Origin of the sequence: Pseudocitrobacter corydidari (assembly GCF_021172065.1) — a bacterium.
In the GTDB taxonomy this organism is placed as follows: domain Bacteria; phylum Pseudomonadota; class Gammaproteobacteria; order Enterobacterales; family Enterobacteriaceae; genus Pseudocitrobacter; species Pseudocitrobacter corydidari.
Window position 1 is genome coordinate 2,694,335 of sequence record NZ_CP087880.1, and the last position, 16,429, is coordinate 2,710,763.

11 protein-coding genes are annotated in these 16,429 nt (G+C 57.2%); 2 read left to right on the forward strand and 9 right to left on the reverse strand.

Going from position 1 to position 16,429, the window contains the following annotated elements:
* Positions 1 to 9: 9 nt before the first annotated feature.
* From tauA to G163CM_RS12540, 4 genes are all read right to left on the reverse strand, one after another.
* Complete coding sequence (gene tauA / locus G163CM_RS12525; RefSeq protein ID WP_231825170.1) at positions 10 to 972, reverse strand: taurine ABC transporter substrate-binding protein; 963 nt, start codon at positions 970 to 972, stop codon at positions 10 to 12.
* 173 nt (positions 973 to 1,145) lie between these two features.
* On the reverse strand, positions 1,146 to 2,078 hold the full coding sequence (gene mmuM, locus G163CM_RS12530; RefSeq protein WP_231825171.1) for a homocysteine S-methyltransferase: 933 nt from the start codon (positions 2,076 to 2,078) through the stop codon (positions 1,146 to 1,148).
* Positions 2,065 to 3,471 carry an S-methylmethionine permease gene (gene mmuP / locus G163CM_RS12535; protein WP_231825172.1) on the reverse strand — a complete coding sequence of 469 codons (1,407 nt, stop codon included), beginning with the start codon at positions 3,469 to 3,471 and terminating at the stop codon, positions 2,065 to 2,067. Before mmuP ends, mmuM begins: the two co-directional genes overlap by 14 nt.
* Before the next feature lie 1,114 nt (positions 3,472 to 4,585).
* Positions 4,586 to 5,707 carry a ribosomal protein uL16 3-hydroxylase gene (locus tag G163CM_RS12540; RefSeq protein ID WP_231825173.1) on the reverse strand — a complete coding sequence of 374 codons (1,122 nt, stop codon included), beginning with the start codon at positions 5,705 to 5,707 and terminating at the stop codon, positions 4,586 to 4,588.
* A gap of 208 nt (positions 5,708 to 5,915) precedes the next feature.
* Between G163CM_RS12540 and G163CM_RS12545 the strand changes: the two genes are divergently transcribed.
* Positions 5,916 to 6,905 (forward strand): aldo/keto reductase, encoded by a 990-nt coding sequence (locus tag G163CM_RS12545; protein ID WP_231825174.1) that lies wholly within the window; start codon positions 5,916 to 5,918, stop codon positions 6,903 to 6,905.
* A 38-nt stretch (positions 6,906 to 6,943) separates the two neighbouring features.
* Here G163CM_RS12545 and G163CM_RS12550 read toward each other — a convergent pair whose 3' ends face one another.
* The 4 genes from G163CM_RS12550 to ompC form a co-directional block, all read right to left on the reverse strand.
* Entirely contained in the window at positions 6,944 to 10,039 is a 3,096-nt protein-coding gene (locus G163CM_RS12550) for an efflux RND transporter permease subunit (protein WP_231825175.1), read from the reverse strand.
* A gap of 9 nt (positions 10,040 to 10,048) precedes the next feature.
* Positions 10,049 to 11,128 (reverse strand): efflux RND transporter periplasmic adaptor subunit, encoded by a 1,080-nt coding sequence (locus G163CM_RS12555; RefSeq protein WP_231825176.1) that lies wholly within the window; start codon positions 11,126 to 11,128, stop codon positions 10,049 to 10,051.
* Between the two features lie 99 nt (positions 11,129 to 11,227).
* Positions 11,228 to 12,454 carry a serine hydrolase domain-containing protein gene (locus G163CM_RS12560; RefSeq protein WP_231825177.1) on the reverse strand — a complete coding sequence of 409 codons (1,227 nt, stop codon included), beginning with the start codon at positions 12,452 to 12,454 and terminating at the stop codon, positions 11,228 to 11,230.
* A 172-nt stretch (positions 12,455 to 12,626) separates the two neighbouring features.
* Positions 12,627 to 13,718 (reverse strand): porin OmpC, encoded by a 1,092-nt coding sequence (gene ompC, locus G163CM_RS12565; RefSeq protein WP_231825178.1) that lies wholly within the window; start codon positions 13,716 to 13,718, stop codon positions 12,627 to 12,629.
* 420 nt (positions 13,719 to 14,138) lie between these two features.
* On the opposite strand from ompC, the gene G163CM_RS12570 reads away from it, so the two are divergent.
* The gene (locus G163CM_RS12570; protein ID WP_231825179.1) at positions 14,139 to 15,014 is read left to right on the forward strand and encodes a LysR family transcriptional regulator; all 876 of its coding nucleotides are present in this window, start codon (positions 14,139 to 14,141) and stop codon (positions 15,012 to 15,014) included.
* On the opposite strand, the gene G163CM_RS12575 is transcribed toward G163CM_RS12570, so the two are convergent.
* Positions 15,008 to 16,369 (reverse strand): MFS transporter, encoded by a 1,362-nt coding sequence (locus G163CM_RS12575; RefSeq protein ID WP_231825180.1) that lies wholly within the window; start codon positions 16,367 to 16,369, stop codon positions 15,008 to 15,010. The two genes, G163CM_RS12570 and G163CM_RS12575, sit on opposite strands and share 7 nt — an antisense overlap.
* Positions 16,370 to 16,429 lie beyond the last annotated feature (60 nt).

Genomic DNA, 16,429 nt, shown 5'->3' on the forward strand with positions numbered 1-16,429 from the left:
ACAAACTCCTTATTTCACAAAGCGGTCGGTCACGTACTGGCTGTAATCCGTCGCCGCCGCAGGCACTTTGCCCTGCGCTTTGAGGAACTCGGCGGTGTCAATAATCGCCTTGTTAACCGGGCCGTTCAGCTCTTTCACCTGCTGGTCTGCGGTGAGATAGGTATTGCCCTTCACCAGCCCCGGAACATCCGCTTCCGGTACACCGCTTAAGCGCGCCAGTTTGCTGATGTTATCCGGCTGTTTCAGCCAGGCTTCCGGGTTATCGATATAACCGCGCTGGGCATCAATGGCGCTTTTCGCGAAGGCGCGCACCACGTCAGGATGCTTCTCGGCGAAATCTTTACGCACCACCCAAACATCAAGCGTTGGCGAGCCCCACTGGCCCACTTTTTCGGAATCGGTCAGCACGGTGCCGTCTTTTTCCAGCTCGTTCACCGCCGGTGCCCAGACGTATGCGCCATCGATATCACCGCGCTGCCAGGCGGCAATAATCGCCGGTGGCTGCAGGTTAAGAATTTGCACCTGGCCTGGCTTAATGCCCCAGTGTTTCAGCGCGGCCAGCAGGCTGTAGTGGGTGGTGGAGATAAACGGCACAGCAATACGTTTACCAATTAAATCTTCCGGTTTGGTGATGTTTTTCTTTACCACCAGCGCTTCGGAATTACCAAGCTGCGAGGCGAGCAGGAACACTTCAATCGGCACCTGCTGACTGGCGGCCACCGCCAGCGGACTGGAACCCAGGTTGCCAATCTGAACATCGCCGGAAGCCAGCGCGCGAACGATGCTCGCGCCGCTGTCGAATTTGCGCCAGTCAGGTTTTGCGCCACTCAGTTTGCTAAAGGTGTCATCCGCCTGTGCGACTTTCGCCGGTTCGGCGGAAGTCTGGTATGCGATGGTAACGTCCACGGCCTGCGCCTGAAATGCGATCAGTGCTGCGGCGGCGAAGAGTGAAATACGCGATGAAATTGCCATTGTCTGCTCCCTCTGTGTCTTGTTATGGGTGCAGTATTTCCGGGCGCGGAATTTTGTTAAAGGAATTAAAACGTCTTGTTAATGCCTTTTCGTTTTTAGAAAAAAAATGGGATTAGATAGATAAGATATGAGTAAGGGAAATGTCGGATGGCGATAGTGCCATCCGATAAGGGCTAACGAAGGCGTTTCAATGCTGCGATATCCGCAGGCGTCGTGCGGCAGCAGCCGCCAATCAACCGCGCCCCCGCCGCCTGCCACTGCGGTAAATGGTGCGCTAAGGTATCGCACGCCTCGCCGTGGTGGTGCCAGGTTTTACTCACCGCGTCATAATGCTCGCCGGAGTTGGGATAAACCACCAGCGGCAGCGGCGTCAGGCTATGCAGATGGCGTAGCGCGTCGTTAGTTTTCTCCAGCGCGATACAGTTAATGCCTACCGCAATCACCTGCGGGTAACGGGCCAGCGTGGCGATCACATCACACAGCGGTGTGCCATCGCTGAGGTGCTGCGCATCGCGCAGGGTGAACGAAAACCAGGCGCGCGCCGTCGGGTACGCCGTGAGCAGCTCCGCCAGCGCCGAAATCTCCGCAAACGACGGCAGCGTTTCGCAGGCCAGCAAATCGGCCCCCGCCTCCAGCAACGCTTCTACGCGAGGGCGATGAAATGCCTGAAACTCTTCCGCGCTGCGCTGATAATCACCGCGATATTCCGACCCATCCGCCAGATACGCGCCATACGGCCCAACCGAGCCGGCCACCAGCAACGTTCCCGCCTGCGGATTTTCCGCCAGATATAATTCTCGCGCTTCTTGTGCCAACGCAACGCTGCGGGCAATCAACGCACGAGACTGCGCTTCATCCAGCCCACGCGCGGCAAAGCCTGCGGGGGTCGCCTGATAGCTGGCGGTGATCGCCACTCGCGCCCCGGCGCGGAAATAGTCGAGATGCACATCGCGAATCAGCGTTGGGTTTTCCATCAACACTTTCGCCGACCACAGGCTATCGGCCAGATTACAGCCGCGCCCTTCCAGCTCGGTGGCCATTGCGCCATCCAGCAACACAAACGGCTCAGCGTCGAGAATGGCGGTTAACGGGTTACTCTGCGACATGTTGGATCTCCTGAACAGGCTGACGGGAACGCGTCAAATAATAAGCGCCATAACACAGCGCAACAAACGGCAGGCCGCAATAGAGCGCGATTCGCTGGCTCGGGTCAAATGCCAGGCCCACACAGGCGACCAGACAAAGGATAAAGCCCAGCACCGGCACCAGCGGATACCACGGCGCGCGGTACTGCAGTTCGCTAAGCGCCCGGCCCTGTTGCAGATGGCGGCGACGGAAGACAAAGTGCGAGGCACAAATGCTGAGCCACACCGCCACCACGGCAAAACCGGAAATCGCCGACAGCGCAACAAACACCGTATCCGGCGCGATGATGCTGGAAAACAGCGCCAGAACGCCGCCCAGCATACTGACCGACAGCGCCACCAGCGGCACGCCATTTTTGCTGACGCGGGAAAAACAGTGCGGCAGCGTGCGTTCATTCGACAGCGACCACAGCATGCGCCCGGACGCATAAAGCCCCGAGTTCGCCGCCGACAGGATCGCGGTCAGAATGACAAAATTAAAGATATCTGCCGCATACGGAATACCCACTTTTTCGAAGACCAGCACAAACGGGCTTTTCTCTACGCCCGCCTGGTGCATGGGGATCAGCGCCGCCAGCACAAAAACGGTACCGATAAAGAAGATGATTAAACGGGCAATGGTGGTGCGAATGGCTACCGGGATCACTTTGTGCGGATTTTCCGTTTCCCCGGCGGCGATACCGATAAGCTCGGTGCCGGAGAAGGCGAAGTTTACCGCCACCATGGTCATCAGGATGGGTAATCCGCCATGTGGGAACCAGCCTTCTGCAGTGAGGTTATGTAACCCCGGCGCGGGTGAACCGTCCTGCATCGGAATAAAACCGAAGATAGCCGCGCCGCCAAGGATAATAAAGGCAATGATGGTGATGACTTTGATCAGCGAGAACCAGAATTCACCTTCGGCAAAGAAGCGCGTAGAAATAACGTTCAGGCCGTAAATCAGCACGCAGAACACCAGGCACCACACCCAGATGGGAACCTGCGGGAACCAGTATTGCATACAGAACCCGGCGGCGGTGAAGCTGGAACCCAGCGCCACCGTCCAGGTGAGCCAGTACAGCCAGGCTACGGTGTAACCGGTAGCCGGGCCGAGATAGCGGGATGCGTAAACATGAAATGCGCCGGTTTCCGGCATCGCCACGGAGAGCTCGCCGAGGCACTGCATCACCAGCCAGACGACCAGCGCGCCAATCAGATAGGCCAGCAATGTTCCCGCCGCGCCAGTGGTCGAAATGATATAACCCGTGTTGAAAAACAGCCCTGTGCCAATAACCCCACCCAGCGAAAGCATAATCAGGTGACGCGTTTTCATGGTGCGCTTGAGTTGCCCACCTTGTTGTTGTGTTGTTTGCATTATGACCTTCTAAACGTATGGACATCTAAACATCCAGATGATGGTGTTGTTATACCGCGTATGGTGGGGAAATGCAAAATGGGGGGTTTGGTGAGGATTGCCGGATGCGCTGCGCTTATCCGGCCTACGGGTCAGGCTTTGTGTGGGGGAAACCGCCGGGTGGCGGCTGCGCCTTACCCGGCCTATGGGTCGGGCTTTGTAGGCCTGATAAGCGAAGCGCCATCAGGCATCGTGCTGGCGAAACTGCCGGGTGGCGGCTGCGCTTTACCCGGCCTACGGGTCGGGCTTTGTAGGCCTGATAAGCGAAGCGCCATCAGGCATCGTGCTGGCGAAACTGCCGGGTGGCGGCTGCGCCTTACCCGGCCTACAGGTCGGGCTTTGTAGGTCTGATAAGCAAAGCGCCATCAGGCATCGTGCTGGCGAAACTGCCGGGTGGCGGCTGCGCCTTACCCGGCCTACGGGTCGGGCCTTGTAGGCCTGATAAGCGAAGCGCCATCAGGCATCGTGCTGGCGAAACTGCCGGGTGGCGGCTGCGCCTTACCCGGCCTACGGGTCGGGCTTTGTAGGCCTGATAAGCGAAGCGCCATCAGGCATCGTGCTGGCGAAACTGCCGGGTGGCGGCTGCGCCTTACCCGGCCCATGGGTCGGGCTTTGTAGGCCTGATAAGCAAAGCGCCATCAGGCATCGTGCTGGCGAAACTGCCGGGTGGCGGCTGCGCCTTACCCGGCCTACGGGTCGGGCCTTGTAGGCCTGATAAGCGAAGCGCCATCAGGCATCGTGCTGGCGAAACTGCCGGGTGGCGGCTGCGCCTTACCCGGCCCATGGGTCGGGCTTTGTAGGCCTGATAAGCGAAGCGCCATCAGGCATCGTGCTGGCGAAACTGCCGGGTGGCGGCTGCGCCTTACCCGGCCTACGGGTCGGGCCTTGTAGGCCTGATAAGCGAAGCGCCATCAGGCATCGTGCTGGCGAAACTGCCGGGTGGCGGCTGCGCCTTACCCGGCCTACGGGTCGGGCTTTGTAGGCCTGATAAGCGAAGCGCCATCAGGCATCGTGCTGGCGAAACTGCCGGGTGGCGGCTGCGCCTTACCCGGCCTACTGATAATCGGACGCTATATTACTCGTCGAAGAACCAATACCCCTGATTAATCAACGCCGTCAGCTCTTCAGCGAACACCGGGTTGGTTAACGCCTCGCCCAGCTCAGCCTTACCAAGCGTGGTGTAGCGGGAGAGCGCATCTGCCGCCGCCGCATCGCTGACGTCCAGCGGTTCGCTGTTGACGAACACGCTGCCGCTCACGCTCAGCACACGCAGCCCGTTCAAACGCACCAGCGTTTCTCCGCCCATCAGCGCGTCGACCACTTCCTGCGGCTCGTACGGCGGCTCTGCCGGAGCGATATCCAGCTCATGACGCGGCGTAGTCACAAAGCTACCAAACCACTGTTTAAAATCGTCCGGCTTGCTGATCATCTCGATCATCATTCCGCGCAGGCGCTCAAGCTCATACTCTTCGATGCGGCCAGCGTGTTCGCGTACGGTGAGATCCGGATCGCTGTAGTGTTCGCTGCCGAGATCGTTTTCCAGCGCGTAATCCGCGAAACTGCTGATCAGATCGCGTCCGTTTGGCCCACGGAAGCCGACGGAATAGTTCAGCGCCGTTTCGTGGGTAAAGCCGTCGTGCGGGAATCCTGGCGGAATATAGAGAATATCGCCCGGCTCCAGATCTTCATCGATGATCGGCTCAAACGGATCGACGTGCAGCAGCGCCGGATGCGGGCAGAACTGACGCATCGGCAGTTTGTCACCCACGCGCCAGCGACGGCTGCCCATGCCCTGAATAATAAACACATCATACTGATCGATATGCGGGCCCACGCCGCCGCCCGGCACGGAGAAGGAGATCATTAAATCGTCCAGACGCCAGTCCGGCAGGACACGGAAAGGACGCACCAGCTCCGCAGACGGTTCGTGCCAGTGGTTCACCGCTTGCGCCAGCAGCGACCAGCCCGTCTCACCTAAGCCATCGAAATGCTCAAACGGGCCATTGCTCGCCTGCCATTTTCCGTTGGCATGGCTTACCAGTCGGCTGTCGACTTCGGGTTCCATCGCCAGGCCAGCCAGTTCATCCGGGGTGATCGGATCAACAAAGTCAGCGAACGCTTTCTTCAGTACAACAGGTTTTTTCTGCCAGTATTTCTCAAGAAACTCCGGCCAGTTAAGGTTAAGTTGATAAGCCATTTTTTCATACCATCAGTGAGCAAACAGGCCTGATTATACGGAGCAGACGAACAGCGCTGCCTTGTCATGGGTCAATCGCGCGCGATATGCCTGATTGCGCGATTTATGATCCAGATTCATAAACTCTAGCGATTAACCCTGTCTAATCACATGAATCCCGTTGCGCTATGCTTCTTCCCACAACAAATTCCCTCTCAGGAGCGCAATCATGAACAAACGCATACTTGGCAAGTCAGGGCTGGAAGTCTCCGCCCTTGGTCTCGGCTGCATGGGGCTCAGCTTCGGCTATGGCCCGGCGACCGATCGTAAACAGGCGATTGAGCTGATTCGCGCCGCCGTCTCACGCGGCGTTACCTTCTTCGATACCGCAGAAGTTTACGGCCCGTATATTAATGAAGAAGTGGTGGGCGAAGCGTTGGTCCCGTTTCGCGACCAGGTGGTCATCGCCACCAAATTCGGCTTCACCTTTGGCGACGATAACAAACAGCAGATCCTCAACAGCCGCCCGGAACACATCCGCATTGCCGTTGAAGGTTCGCTCAAACGGCTGAAAACCGATGTTATCGACCTGCTCTACCAGCACCGTGTTGACCCGGAAATGCCGATTGAAGATGTCGCTGGCGTAGTGAAAGATTTGATTGCCGAAGGCAAAGTAAAACACTTTGGTCTGTCCGAAGCGGGTGTCGAGACGATTCGCCGCGCGCATGCGGTGCAGCCTGTCGCCGCGCTGCAAAGTGAATATTCCATGTGGTGGCGCGAGCCGGAACAGGCGATTCTACCGCTACTGGAAGAACTGGGGATTGGTTTTGTGCCGTTTAGCCCGTTGGGCAAAGGCTTTTTGACCGGCGCAATCACCGCCAATACCACCTTCGGCGATGACGATTTCCGCAGCAAAGTGCCGCGTTTTGCCGCCGAGGCGCGTGAAGCGAACGAGCAACTGGTACGGCTTATCGGTGAGTTGTCCAAAGCGCAAAACGTGACGCCTGCACAAATCGCCCTCGCCTGGCTGCTGGCGCAAAAACCGTGGATCGTGCCGATTCCCGGCACCACCAAACTGCATCGTCTGGAGGAAAACCTGGGGGCTGCAGAAGTGGTCCTCGCACCAGACGATTTGCAAAAAATCACCCAGGCGCTGGAAACCGTGCGCATCGTGGGTGAGCGTTATCCAGCGGCCTTACAGGCGCGCGTGGGGAAATAAACCGCGCGGCCCGGTCTCCGCTGACCGGGCCAAACCGGTTATGCCGCCTTCCCGTGCGCCCACTCGCGTAAACGCTGGAACAGCACATACAGCGCAGGGATAAACACAATTCCCACCACCGTCGCCACCAGCATGCCGCTGAACACGGTGGTACCAATGATGCGGCGGCTTTGCGCTCCGGCCCCCGTCGCCAGCACCATCGGCGTGACGCCAATAATGAACGAGACGGCCGTCATCATCACGGCACGGAAGCGGCGTGACGCGCCTTCGCGCGCGGCATCCACAATCGACATCCCCTCTTCCCGCCGCGTACGGGCAAACTCGACGATCAGAATGGCGTTTTTCGCCGCCAGAGCGATTAACAATACCAGACCAATCTGCACATAAACGTCGTTGGCGTACCCGGCAATCCACAACCAGGTGAGCGCACCACCGATAGCGACCAGCACCGAGAGCATCACGCTTACTGGCAGCGTCCAGCTTTCGTACTGCGCGACGAGGAACAGCCATGCCATCACCACCGCCGCCAGCACAATCCAGATGGCCTGATTTCCCGTCTGCTGCTCCTGATAGGAAATGCCGCTCCAGGCGTAGCTGTAACCTTCCGGCAGCGATTCTTCCAGAATCTGCGCCATCGCGGTCATGGCGGTGCTGCTGCTGACGCCCGCCGCTGCCGATCCGCTCACCGACACCGATGGAAACTGGTTGTACTGTTGCAGGAATGGCGCGCCGACGGTTGGCGTGATGGTCACGAGGTTGCTCAGGCGCACGCGATCGCCGCCGGTGCTGCGAACGTAGAGCTCGCTGATTTGCTCGGCGCGTTCACGCCACTGCATTTCGTTTTGCATCACCACGTGATACGAACGGTTGTTGATAGTGAAATCCCCGGCGCGAGTGCCGCCGAAAGCCGTTTGCAGGCTATTAAAGATTTGCGAGACCGGGACATCCAGCTGCGCCGCGCGCTCGCGGTCAACGGTGAGCGTCAACTGCGGCACGTTGCTGCTCCAGGTGGTGAAGACCCGGTTTAGTTGCGCATGCTGATTAGCTTTGCGCAGCACCTGCTGAGTCACTTTCTCCAGTTCATCCGGCGACTGTCCGGCCTGCGCCTGAATACGCAAGTCGAAACCGGATGCATTACCCAACCCCGGCAACGTGGCGGGTGCGAAGGTCATAATGGTCGCTTCCGGTAGCGCAAAAAGCTGCTGCTGAAGCGACGCCATCACCGCCTCCAGCGGCGCGCGCTCGTGCCACTCTTTCAGCATGACGGACATAAACCCGCCACTCGATGCGGTGGTGCCATTGAGAATATTAAAACCAGAAACCTGAATAACGTCACTCACCGCCGGGTTCGCGGCGATAATCTGACGTGCCTGCGCCATCACGGCTTCCGTGCGCTCAAGCGATGCGGAATCCGGTAACTGCACGCTGGCAAAGAAGTAGCCCTGATCTTCCTGCGGCAGAAAACCTTTCGGCATGCTGCTGAAACAAAACGCAGTGACCGCCGCCGCAACGCCTATCGCCAGCAATGCCAGCAGCGGGCGCAGATTGAACAGCCCCACCAACCGAACATAAACGCGGCGCGTGGCTTCCAGCCCACGATTAAACCCACGGAATATCAGCGCCGGACGCTCAGCGCGCGGGCGAAGCAATAATGCGCACAGGGCGGGCGTGAGCGTCAACGCCACCAGGCTCGACAACACCACCGCCGCCGACAGCGTAACGGCAAACTGACGATACAGTTCGCCAACGATCCCCGGCAGCAAGGCTACCGGCACAAACACCGCCAGCAATACCAGCGACGTGGCGATCACTGGCCCGGCGATTTGCTGCAACGCTTTCGCCGTGGCGTCCCGGCGATTCATGCCTTCTGCCATAAGCGATTCCACATTTTCGACAACCACAATGGCATCGTCCACGACCATGGTCAGCGCCAGGATAATCGCGAATAGACTCAATGTATTGGCGGTATACCCCAGCAGATAAAGAACCGCAAAGGTCCCCACCAGCGATACAGGGATCGCCAGTGCAACAATGAATGTCGCCCGCCAGCTTTGCAGAAACAGCGAAACCACGACCACAACCGCCAGCAGCGTGAGCGCCAGCGATACCCCAATCTCTTTTATCGTCGCCGCGACAAAACGGGTGGTATCGAATTTCACTTCATAGGTTAAATCCGCCGGGAAACGCGCGCCCAGCCGTTCCAGCTCGGCACGCACGCTTTCCGCTACGTTAAGCGCATTCGCCGACGGCGTAGGGTAAATACCGAGATAGGCAGAATCGTGGCCATTCAGCTGCGCGCCTGCGTTATAGTTGCGCGCGCCCAGTTCGATGGTTGCTACATCTTCCAGCCGCACGCGCTGGCCGTTTTCGCCGGTACGCACAATGATATGGCGAAACGCTTCAACCTCATTAAGTCGCCCCAGCCCTTTGATGGTCAAGGTCTGCTGCTGACCGTTATAGACCGGGGGCGTACCAATTTGCCCGGCAGCACCCTGCACGTTCTGCTCACGCAGCGCCTGCGAAATATCATCGGTCGTAATATTAAGCGCGTTCATGCGATCCGGACGCAGCCAGATACGCATGCTGTAATCCCTGGCGCCGAACATCTGCACTTGTCCAACACCCGGCAAACGCGCCAGCGCTTCACGTACCTGGGTACTGGCATAGTTGCTGACAAACTCTGGCGAGTGAGATTGATTCGGTGAATATAAACTCACGCCCATCATCAGATTGGTCGCCCGCTTACGCACCTGGACGCCATTCTGCTGCGCCTCGGCGGGAAGCTGCGCCAGCGCCTGCGAGACGCGGTTTTGTACGTCAATCGCCGCGAGATCGGGATCGGTTCCGGCAGCAAAGGTGATGCTAAGGCTGTAGCTGCCTTCATCAGAACTGGTCGATTCCATATAAAGCATATGATCGACGCCATTTAGTTGAGTTTCCAGCGGCGTGGCGATAGCTTCTGCTACGTCGGTCGCGCTGGCACCCGGCCAGCTGGCGCTGACGTTAACCACCGGCGGCGTGATTTGCGGATACTGCTCAACCGGAATGATCTTCAGGGCAATCGCGCCCAGCAGGGTAATCACCAGCGCAATCACCATTGCGAAGCGGGGGCGCTTAATAAAGAAAGTCAGCATAGCGGCTCCTTAATTCAGCACCTGGACCGCAGCGCCGTTTTGCACGCGCTGCACGCCCTCGACCACCACGCGCTCACCGGCTTTCACGCCTTCCAGCACCTGATAAGCCTGCCCAATTTGCCCGGCTAATTTCAGCGGGCGTTTCTCAGCGGTATTGTCCTTTAAGATAACCCAGGTGTAGAACCCGTCGCCGTTCTGCATGACCGCGGCGGCCGGCAGCGTGACCACCTGCTGCGCCTCCTGCGGACGCAGCCAGACGTTAATACTGCCGCCCGGCAGCAGGCGATGACGTGGATTGGCAAATTCCGCGCGCAGCGTGACGCTGGCGGTACGCGGGTCAATGCGATTATCCACTGACGTCAGCACGCCGTCTTCGCGCACATCGCCCACCTCAATCTGCGCCAGCCACGCTTTTTTCAGCGCGCCAACGTCCGCATGACGATCAACTTTGCTGGCGAAGACCTGCTCTTCCAGCGCGAACGCGATGCGAATAGGGTCGAGCTGCACCACGTCAACCAGCGTACCGCTGGAAGGGCTCACCAGGCTGCCGACATGAAATTGCGTGTGACCGATACGGCCATTTACCGGGGAGGTAATGCGCGTATAGCCCAATGTGACCTTCCGTGCCTCCACACGCGCGCTGGCCTGTGCGACGGCGGCGCTGGCGACATCGCGCTGCATGCGGGCATTATCCACATCATTACGGCTAATGGCGTCGCTGCTTTTCAGGCTTTGATAGCGGTTGAGCACCTGCTGGGCCTGACGTAACGTGGCTTGCGCGCTGTTCAGCTCCGCCTGCGCCAGGCGCAATGCCGCCTGATGCTCCGCGTCATCCAGTTCGAACAGCAGGTCGCCCTGCTTCACATACTGGCCGTCATGGAAATGAATGGTGTGAATCGCGCCCTCAATGCGTGCGCGCAGCTCAACGGTGTGAATCGCTTCGATACGGCCCGGAATCTGGCGCTCGGCGGCATGGCTGACGTTTTCAACGGTGGAAACGCGAACGGCAATGGCCGAGGCGAACGCGGGGCTCAACGAGCAGGCAATCAGCACACAGCTGAGAACGGCGTGGCGGATGGTTTTTGGCATAAATTTCCCTTGTAGTCTTCCTTCAAATTCCGTGAAGGAAGTCGTCCATTTTTACTACAGGGATTGTTACAGAGGCGGGCTAAACCAGGTCTAAACAAGTTACTGCGCGGTACAAATCCGGGGATGCTCGCTGGCGACCGCCATGCGCAACAACAGGCGATGGCCAATGTCGTTCTGCCAGTTAAAACTGTTTTGCAGCACCACGATGGCGTTGCCGTGGCGTTTATCCAGGCCGATATAGCTGCTGTAGCCACCAATAAAACCAGATTGATAGAGCAGCGTTTGCCCATAGGCGGAATAGCCCAACCAGCCCAGGGCCGCCGCGTCATCATCGCTCTGGAAGCGACGCAGGGTCATGGCATCAGCAAAGGCGCGGTCCAGCTGTGCGTTACCCGTACCGGAGAGGTGCGCCTGCAAATAACGCAGCAGGTCATTTCCCGTCGACCACATTGACGCCGCGCCAACCATATCATGGCTGAAGCGCCACTCCGGCACCACTTCGCCACGGGCGACGAATTTTGGCTGATCCCCCGCCTGCCCGCGCGCACGCAGAATATAGCCGGGGAGTTTTTCTGGCGCATAGCCCGTATGCGTCATTTTTAGTGGAGTGAAAATGTCCTGCTGCGCCATGTCGGGAATCGTTCGCGAGGCATTTTGTTCCAGCGCGCTGTCTAAAATGGCGTAACCCAGATTGGAATAATTCACCTGAACGTTATCCGGCGCACGGAAGGTGCTGAGATAATCCTGATACTCGCCGCGATCCAGGTCATCGTAAAACGGTTCGCCGGTAAAAACATAGCGCACCAGTTTACCTAACATCGGTAAATCATAAGCCTGTCTTGGCAGACCCGCCGTATGGCTGGCAAGCTGCTCGACGGTAATTCTTTGCGCGTCAGGGCTAAGGTCTTTCTCAGAAGGCAATAATTCGCGAAGCGTAGAGCTCCACGCCAGCTTATTTTCCTGCACCTGTAAGGCGGCAATTTCAGCGGTCACGCCTTTGGTAACCGAGCCCACAGCGAAAAGCGTATCGCCGGTTACCGGCACACGTTTATCTGAATCAGTAAAACCGTAGCTAAAGAGCTGTGGCGGCTGATTGTGTGAAATCACGCCAATCACCAGCGCGGTGGAACGCTGGCGGGCAAAATGGTCGCGGGAGAGCTGTGCTATTTGCTGATTTAAGGGGGTGTCGCAGAGCGTATGCAGCGAAGTATTGGTATCCAGCGTATCAACTGGATTACTGGAAAGTGAGGAGTGACAACCTGTCAGGAACATGCCCATCAGAAGGGTTAACGGTAATGGGATAGTCTTCAGCAAAATCTCACTCATTCCTGCGCAGCGCACTTTTTCGACGCGCAATAATAATTGAATGACAGAGATAAAGACAGCAGGAAAAAGGCTAAAAGTATTTGCCGGATAGCGGAATGCCATCCGGCAAATAACAGGCATAGAGAGGGTGGTAAAGCTTACGCCAGGGTAAAGGCTGGCGTATTCAGGCTAATCAGAACTGGTAAACAGCGCCAATACCAACCTGGTTATCCGTATTCAGACCCTGACGCTGAACATTGGCATTATCGCTGTCGAGCAGGTTGATTTTATAATCTGCGTAGACGGCCATGTTTTTGTTGAAGTAGTAGTTCGCGCCCACTTCGATATATTTCACGATATCCATATCGCCGGAACCATTATGGTCGCCGCGAGATTGCAGATAAGCGAGGGACGGACGCAGACCAAAATCAAACTGATACTGAGCAACCAGTTCAATGTTTTTAGTTTTATCGAACGCGATGGTTTTGGTGTTATACGAACCGCCGGTCATGTTACGAGTTTCCGCATAGGTCGCCGCCAGGTACAGGTTGTTCGCGTCATATTTCAGACCACCCGCCCAGGCTTCCGCGTGTTCAGCCGTGTTATCAGTACGCGTCTGCTGCTGGTCAGTACGCTTAGAACCGGAGTACGCCGCAGAAGCCGCGAAGCCTTCAGCGAATTCGTAAGACACGGAACCGCCCCAACCTTCGCCGTTCTGCTTCAGCACGTTATCGCGACCGTTGTTAGTTTCGCCGCTGCCACCGTTCTTGCCCTGGTACTGGACGGCAAAGTTCAGGCCGTCAACCAGGCCGAAGAAGCCGGTGTTACGGTAAGTCGCAAGGCCATTCGCACGACCGGTCATGAAACCGTCGGTCTGGGTGTATGAATCACCGCCGAAGACCGGCAGCATATCGGTCCAGGCTTCTACGTCGTAGATAACGCCGTAGTTACGGCCATAATCGAAGCTGCCGTATTCGCCCGCGTTCAGGCCGGCAAACGCCAGACGGGTTGCGGTGTCCGCGCCGTCTTCCGTTTTGTTGCCCTGAATGTTGTATTCCCACTGGCCGTAACCGGTCAGTTGGTCATTGATCTGCGTTTCCCCTTTGAAACCGAAACGAACATAGGTGTTATCGCCATCAGCGCCTTTGTCGTCAGAGAAAATATGGCGAGCGTCAACCTTGCCATATAAATCGAGTTTATTTCCGTCTTTGTTATAGATTTCTGCTGCGTGTGCTGCGCCTGCGGCCAGAATGGCAGGAATAACGACTGCGAGAATTTTTTTCATATTAAGCCACCATCATTATATTTAGTTTTAAGAGTATAAAGCGCCCAAAAGGACTATTCATACGTGCTTCTTTGTGAAGCGATTTATACGTTATTGAAATATTCAGAAATGAATAGCAGGCACATGTAACAAAATGTAAAAACAGGATCAAGTTGGCTTATTTGAGGTATAAATTCGAAATTAGACAATCCTGATAGAACATTTTATTAACGCAAAATGATCATGAGATAAAATAGTAAACAAATGATAAACACTTAAAATTATACAAATATAATTACGCGGGAAATTATCCCCTGGGAAATTAGAAACAATATCACTTAATAAAATACTACCGCTGAAATGCTCGTTTCCCCTCCCAAATGCGCTACATTTGATCCACCCTACTGCGCCCCTGGCCCTACACCACAAAGCGGAGAATTTATGGAACTGCGCCATTTGCGCTACTACCAGGAAGTGTGTCGCACGCTGAGTTTTTCGCGGGCGGCGGAAAACCTTCACATCGCGCAGCCGCCGTTGAGCCGGCAGATCCAGCAGCTTGAATCAGAGCTGAACGTCACGCTTATTACGCGTACCCGCCCACTGGCACTGACCGAAGCGGGTGTTTATCTTTATCAGCAAATCGAACCGCTCTTTAACCGGCTGGAAGAGATAGCGCAGCAAACCCAACAGATAGCCCATGCGTCGCGCGCACGCTTAATTATCGGGTTTGCGCCGTCCATGCTTTATGGGGCGTTGCCGTCACTTATCCGGCGGCTTCACGATGAAAATGATATTGCCGTTGAGATGCAGGAGATGGTTACGCTGCGGCAAATTGAGGCGCTGAAGAAAGGTCGGATTGACGTCGGTTTTGGGCGAATTTACCTGCAGGATAGTGAGATTGAACAGTTAACGATCCGTGAGGAACCGCTGGTTGCCGCACTGCCGGGCAACGCTGCGCTAAACGATAACCCGATAAGCCTGGCCGAGCTGAGTCAGCAGCCGTTTATCCTCTACCCTGCGCAACCGCGCCCGGGCTATGCGGATCACACCCTGCGCCTTTTTGAACAGCATCATCTGCGTGTCAACCCAAGCCAGCAGACGAACGATATGCAAACGGCCATTGCGCTGGTCGCCGCAGGGATAGGCGTCGCACTGGTCCCTGAATCGGCAAGGCAAATTAACCATGACGGCGTGCGCTATGTCGCCGTGAAGGAGCCTCATGTCACCTCGCCCATCATCCTGAGCTATCGCAAACATGAGGCCAATCCGCTGGTTGAACGCTGCAAAAATCTGCTGCGCCCCGCGAACAATCAGTGAACCGCTATCTCATCCTGCAAGCCTGTCGCCTGCACATAACGGCGACGCAGCAGCAGCAGGCTGGCAAAAGAGACCGCCAGCGGCACAATCAGCACCAGGAAGAAGCCCCCCGTGCCTGCGCCGCTCAGCACAAGCCCGCCGATGGCTGATCCCACAATCGCGCCCATGCGCCCCATGCCAATCGCCCATCCCATCGCGGTGGCGCGGACGGCGGCGGGATAGGTGGCGACCACCAGATAATTTAACGCCAACTGCTGTCCGCCGACGCCAAACCCGGCGAAGGCGATAAGCAGGAATGAGGCCAGCCAAAGCTGTTGAGGTATGGCCACGCTTAATGCCAGCGCAACCGCGATACCGACGGCAAACATCAGATAGAGGATTTTAAGCGTGTTGATACGCGGCAGGAACCACGACAAAGGCAGCGCAAAGGCAATAAACGCGGCATTGACCGTCACCGAGGCGTAGGGCGCATCGGCGGGCGCAAGGCCGGCCTGCTTGAGCAGCGTTGGCAACCACGATAGCAGCATAAACCACGCCACCCAGTTGAAGAAGTAGACGCTCCAGATGCCCATGGTGGTCAGGCGAAGGGAACCGCGGAACAGATGGCTAAGACGGGAAACAGGTCGCGCGGGAACGGCGGCATCCTGAGTTGATGCATCAGGCAGTACCACCTCACGCCCGGCGATGCGGCTGAGAATGGCGTTGGCTTTTTTCAGCGAGCGCGCGCTGCGGCGAGCGTAAAGAGATTCCAGCGAATCGGGAAGCAGGCAGAAAATCACCACCAGCAACAGCAGCGGCGCGACGCCGCCGATCAGATAAATACTCTGCCATCCCCAACGCGGCAACATTTCTGCCGCCAGCAGGCCGCCAGACATGGCGCCTGCGGGAAGCGCCAGCAGCACGCCGGTCGTGACCAGCCCGCGATGGCGATGCGGAGAATATTCCGCCGCCAGGGACAGTAACACTGGCGTCGCGCCGCCCATGCCAAACCCGGCAATGACGCGCAAAATGAAAATGGTATCAAGATGAGCGCTCCATGCGGTCAGCAGCGTGGCGACGGAGAAAATCAGCACGCAGACCATCAACGTAATGCGTCGGCCCACTCTGTCGCCCAGCATACCCAGCAGCATCGCGCCCACCGTCATGCCCACAATACCCGCCGTCAGCACCGGCGCCAGATTTTTGACATCCACGCCAAAGGCATCAATCATCGCAGGCCCGGTAAAAGCCACCGCCTGCGTATCGAAGCCGTCAAACAGCGCCACCAGAAAACAGATAGCGATAACCCGCCACTGCAACGCCGAAAAGCGGATATCAATCACGCTCTTGATCAGTTCATCGCCTGCTTTATGCATTTCCCCTTCCCCCTTCCCCATCTGTGGTTCTTTATTTCGCAGAGGGAGAATCTATAAGAT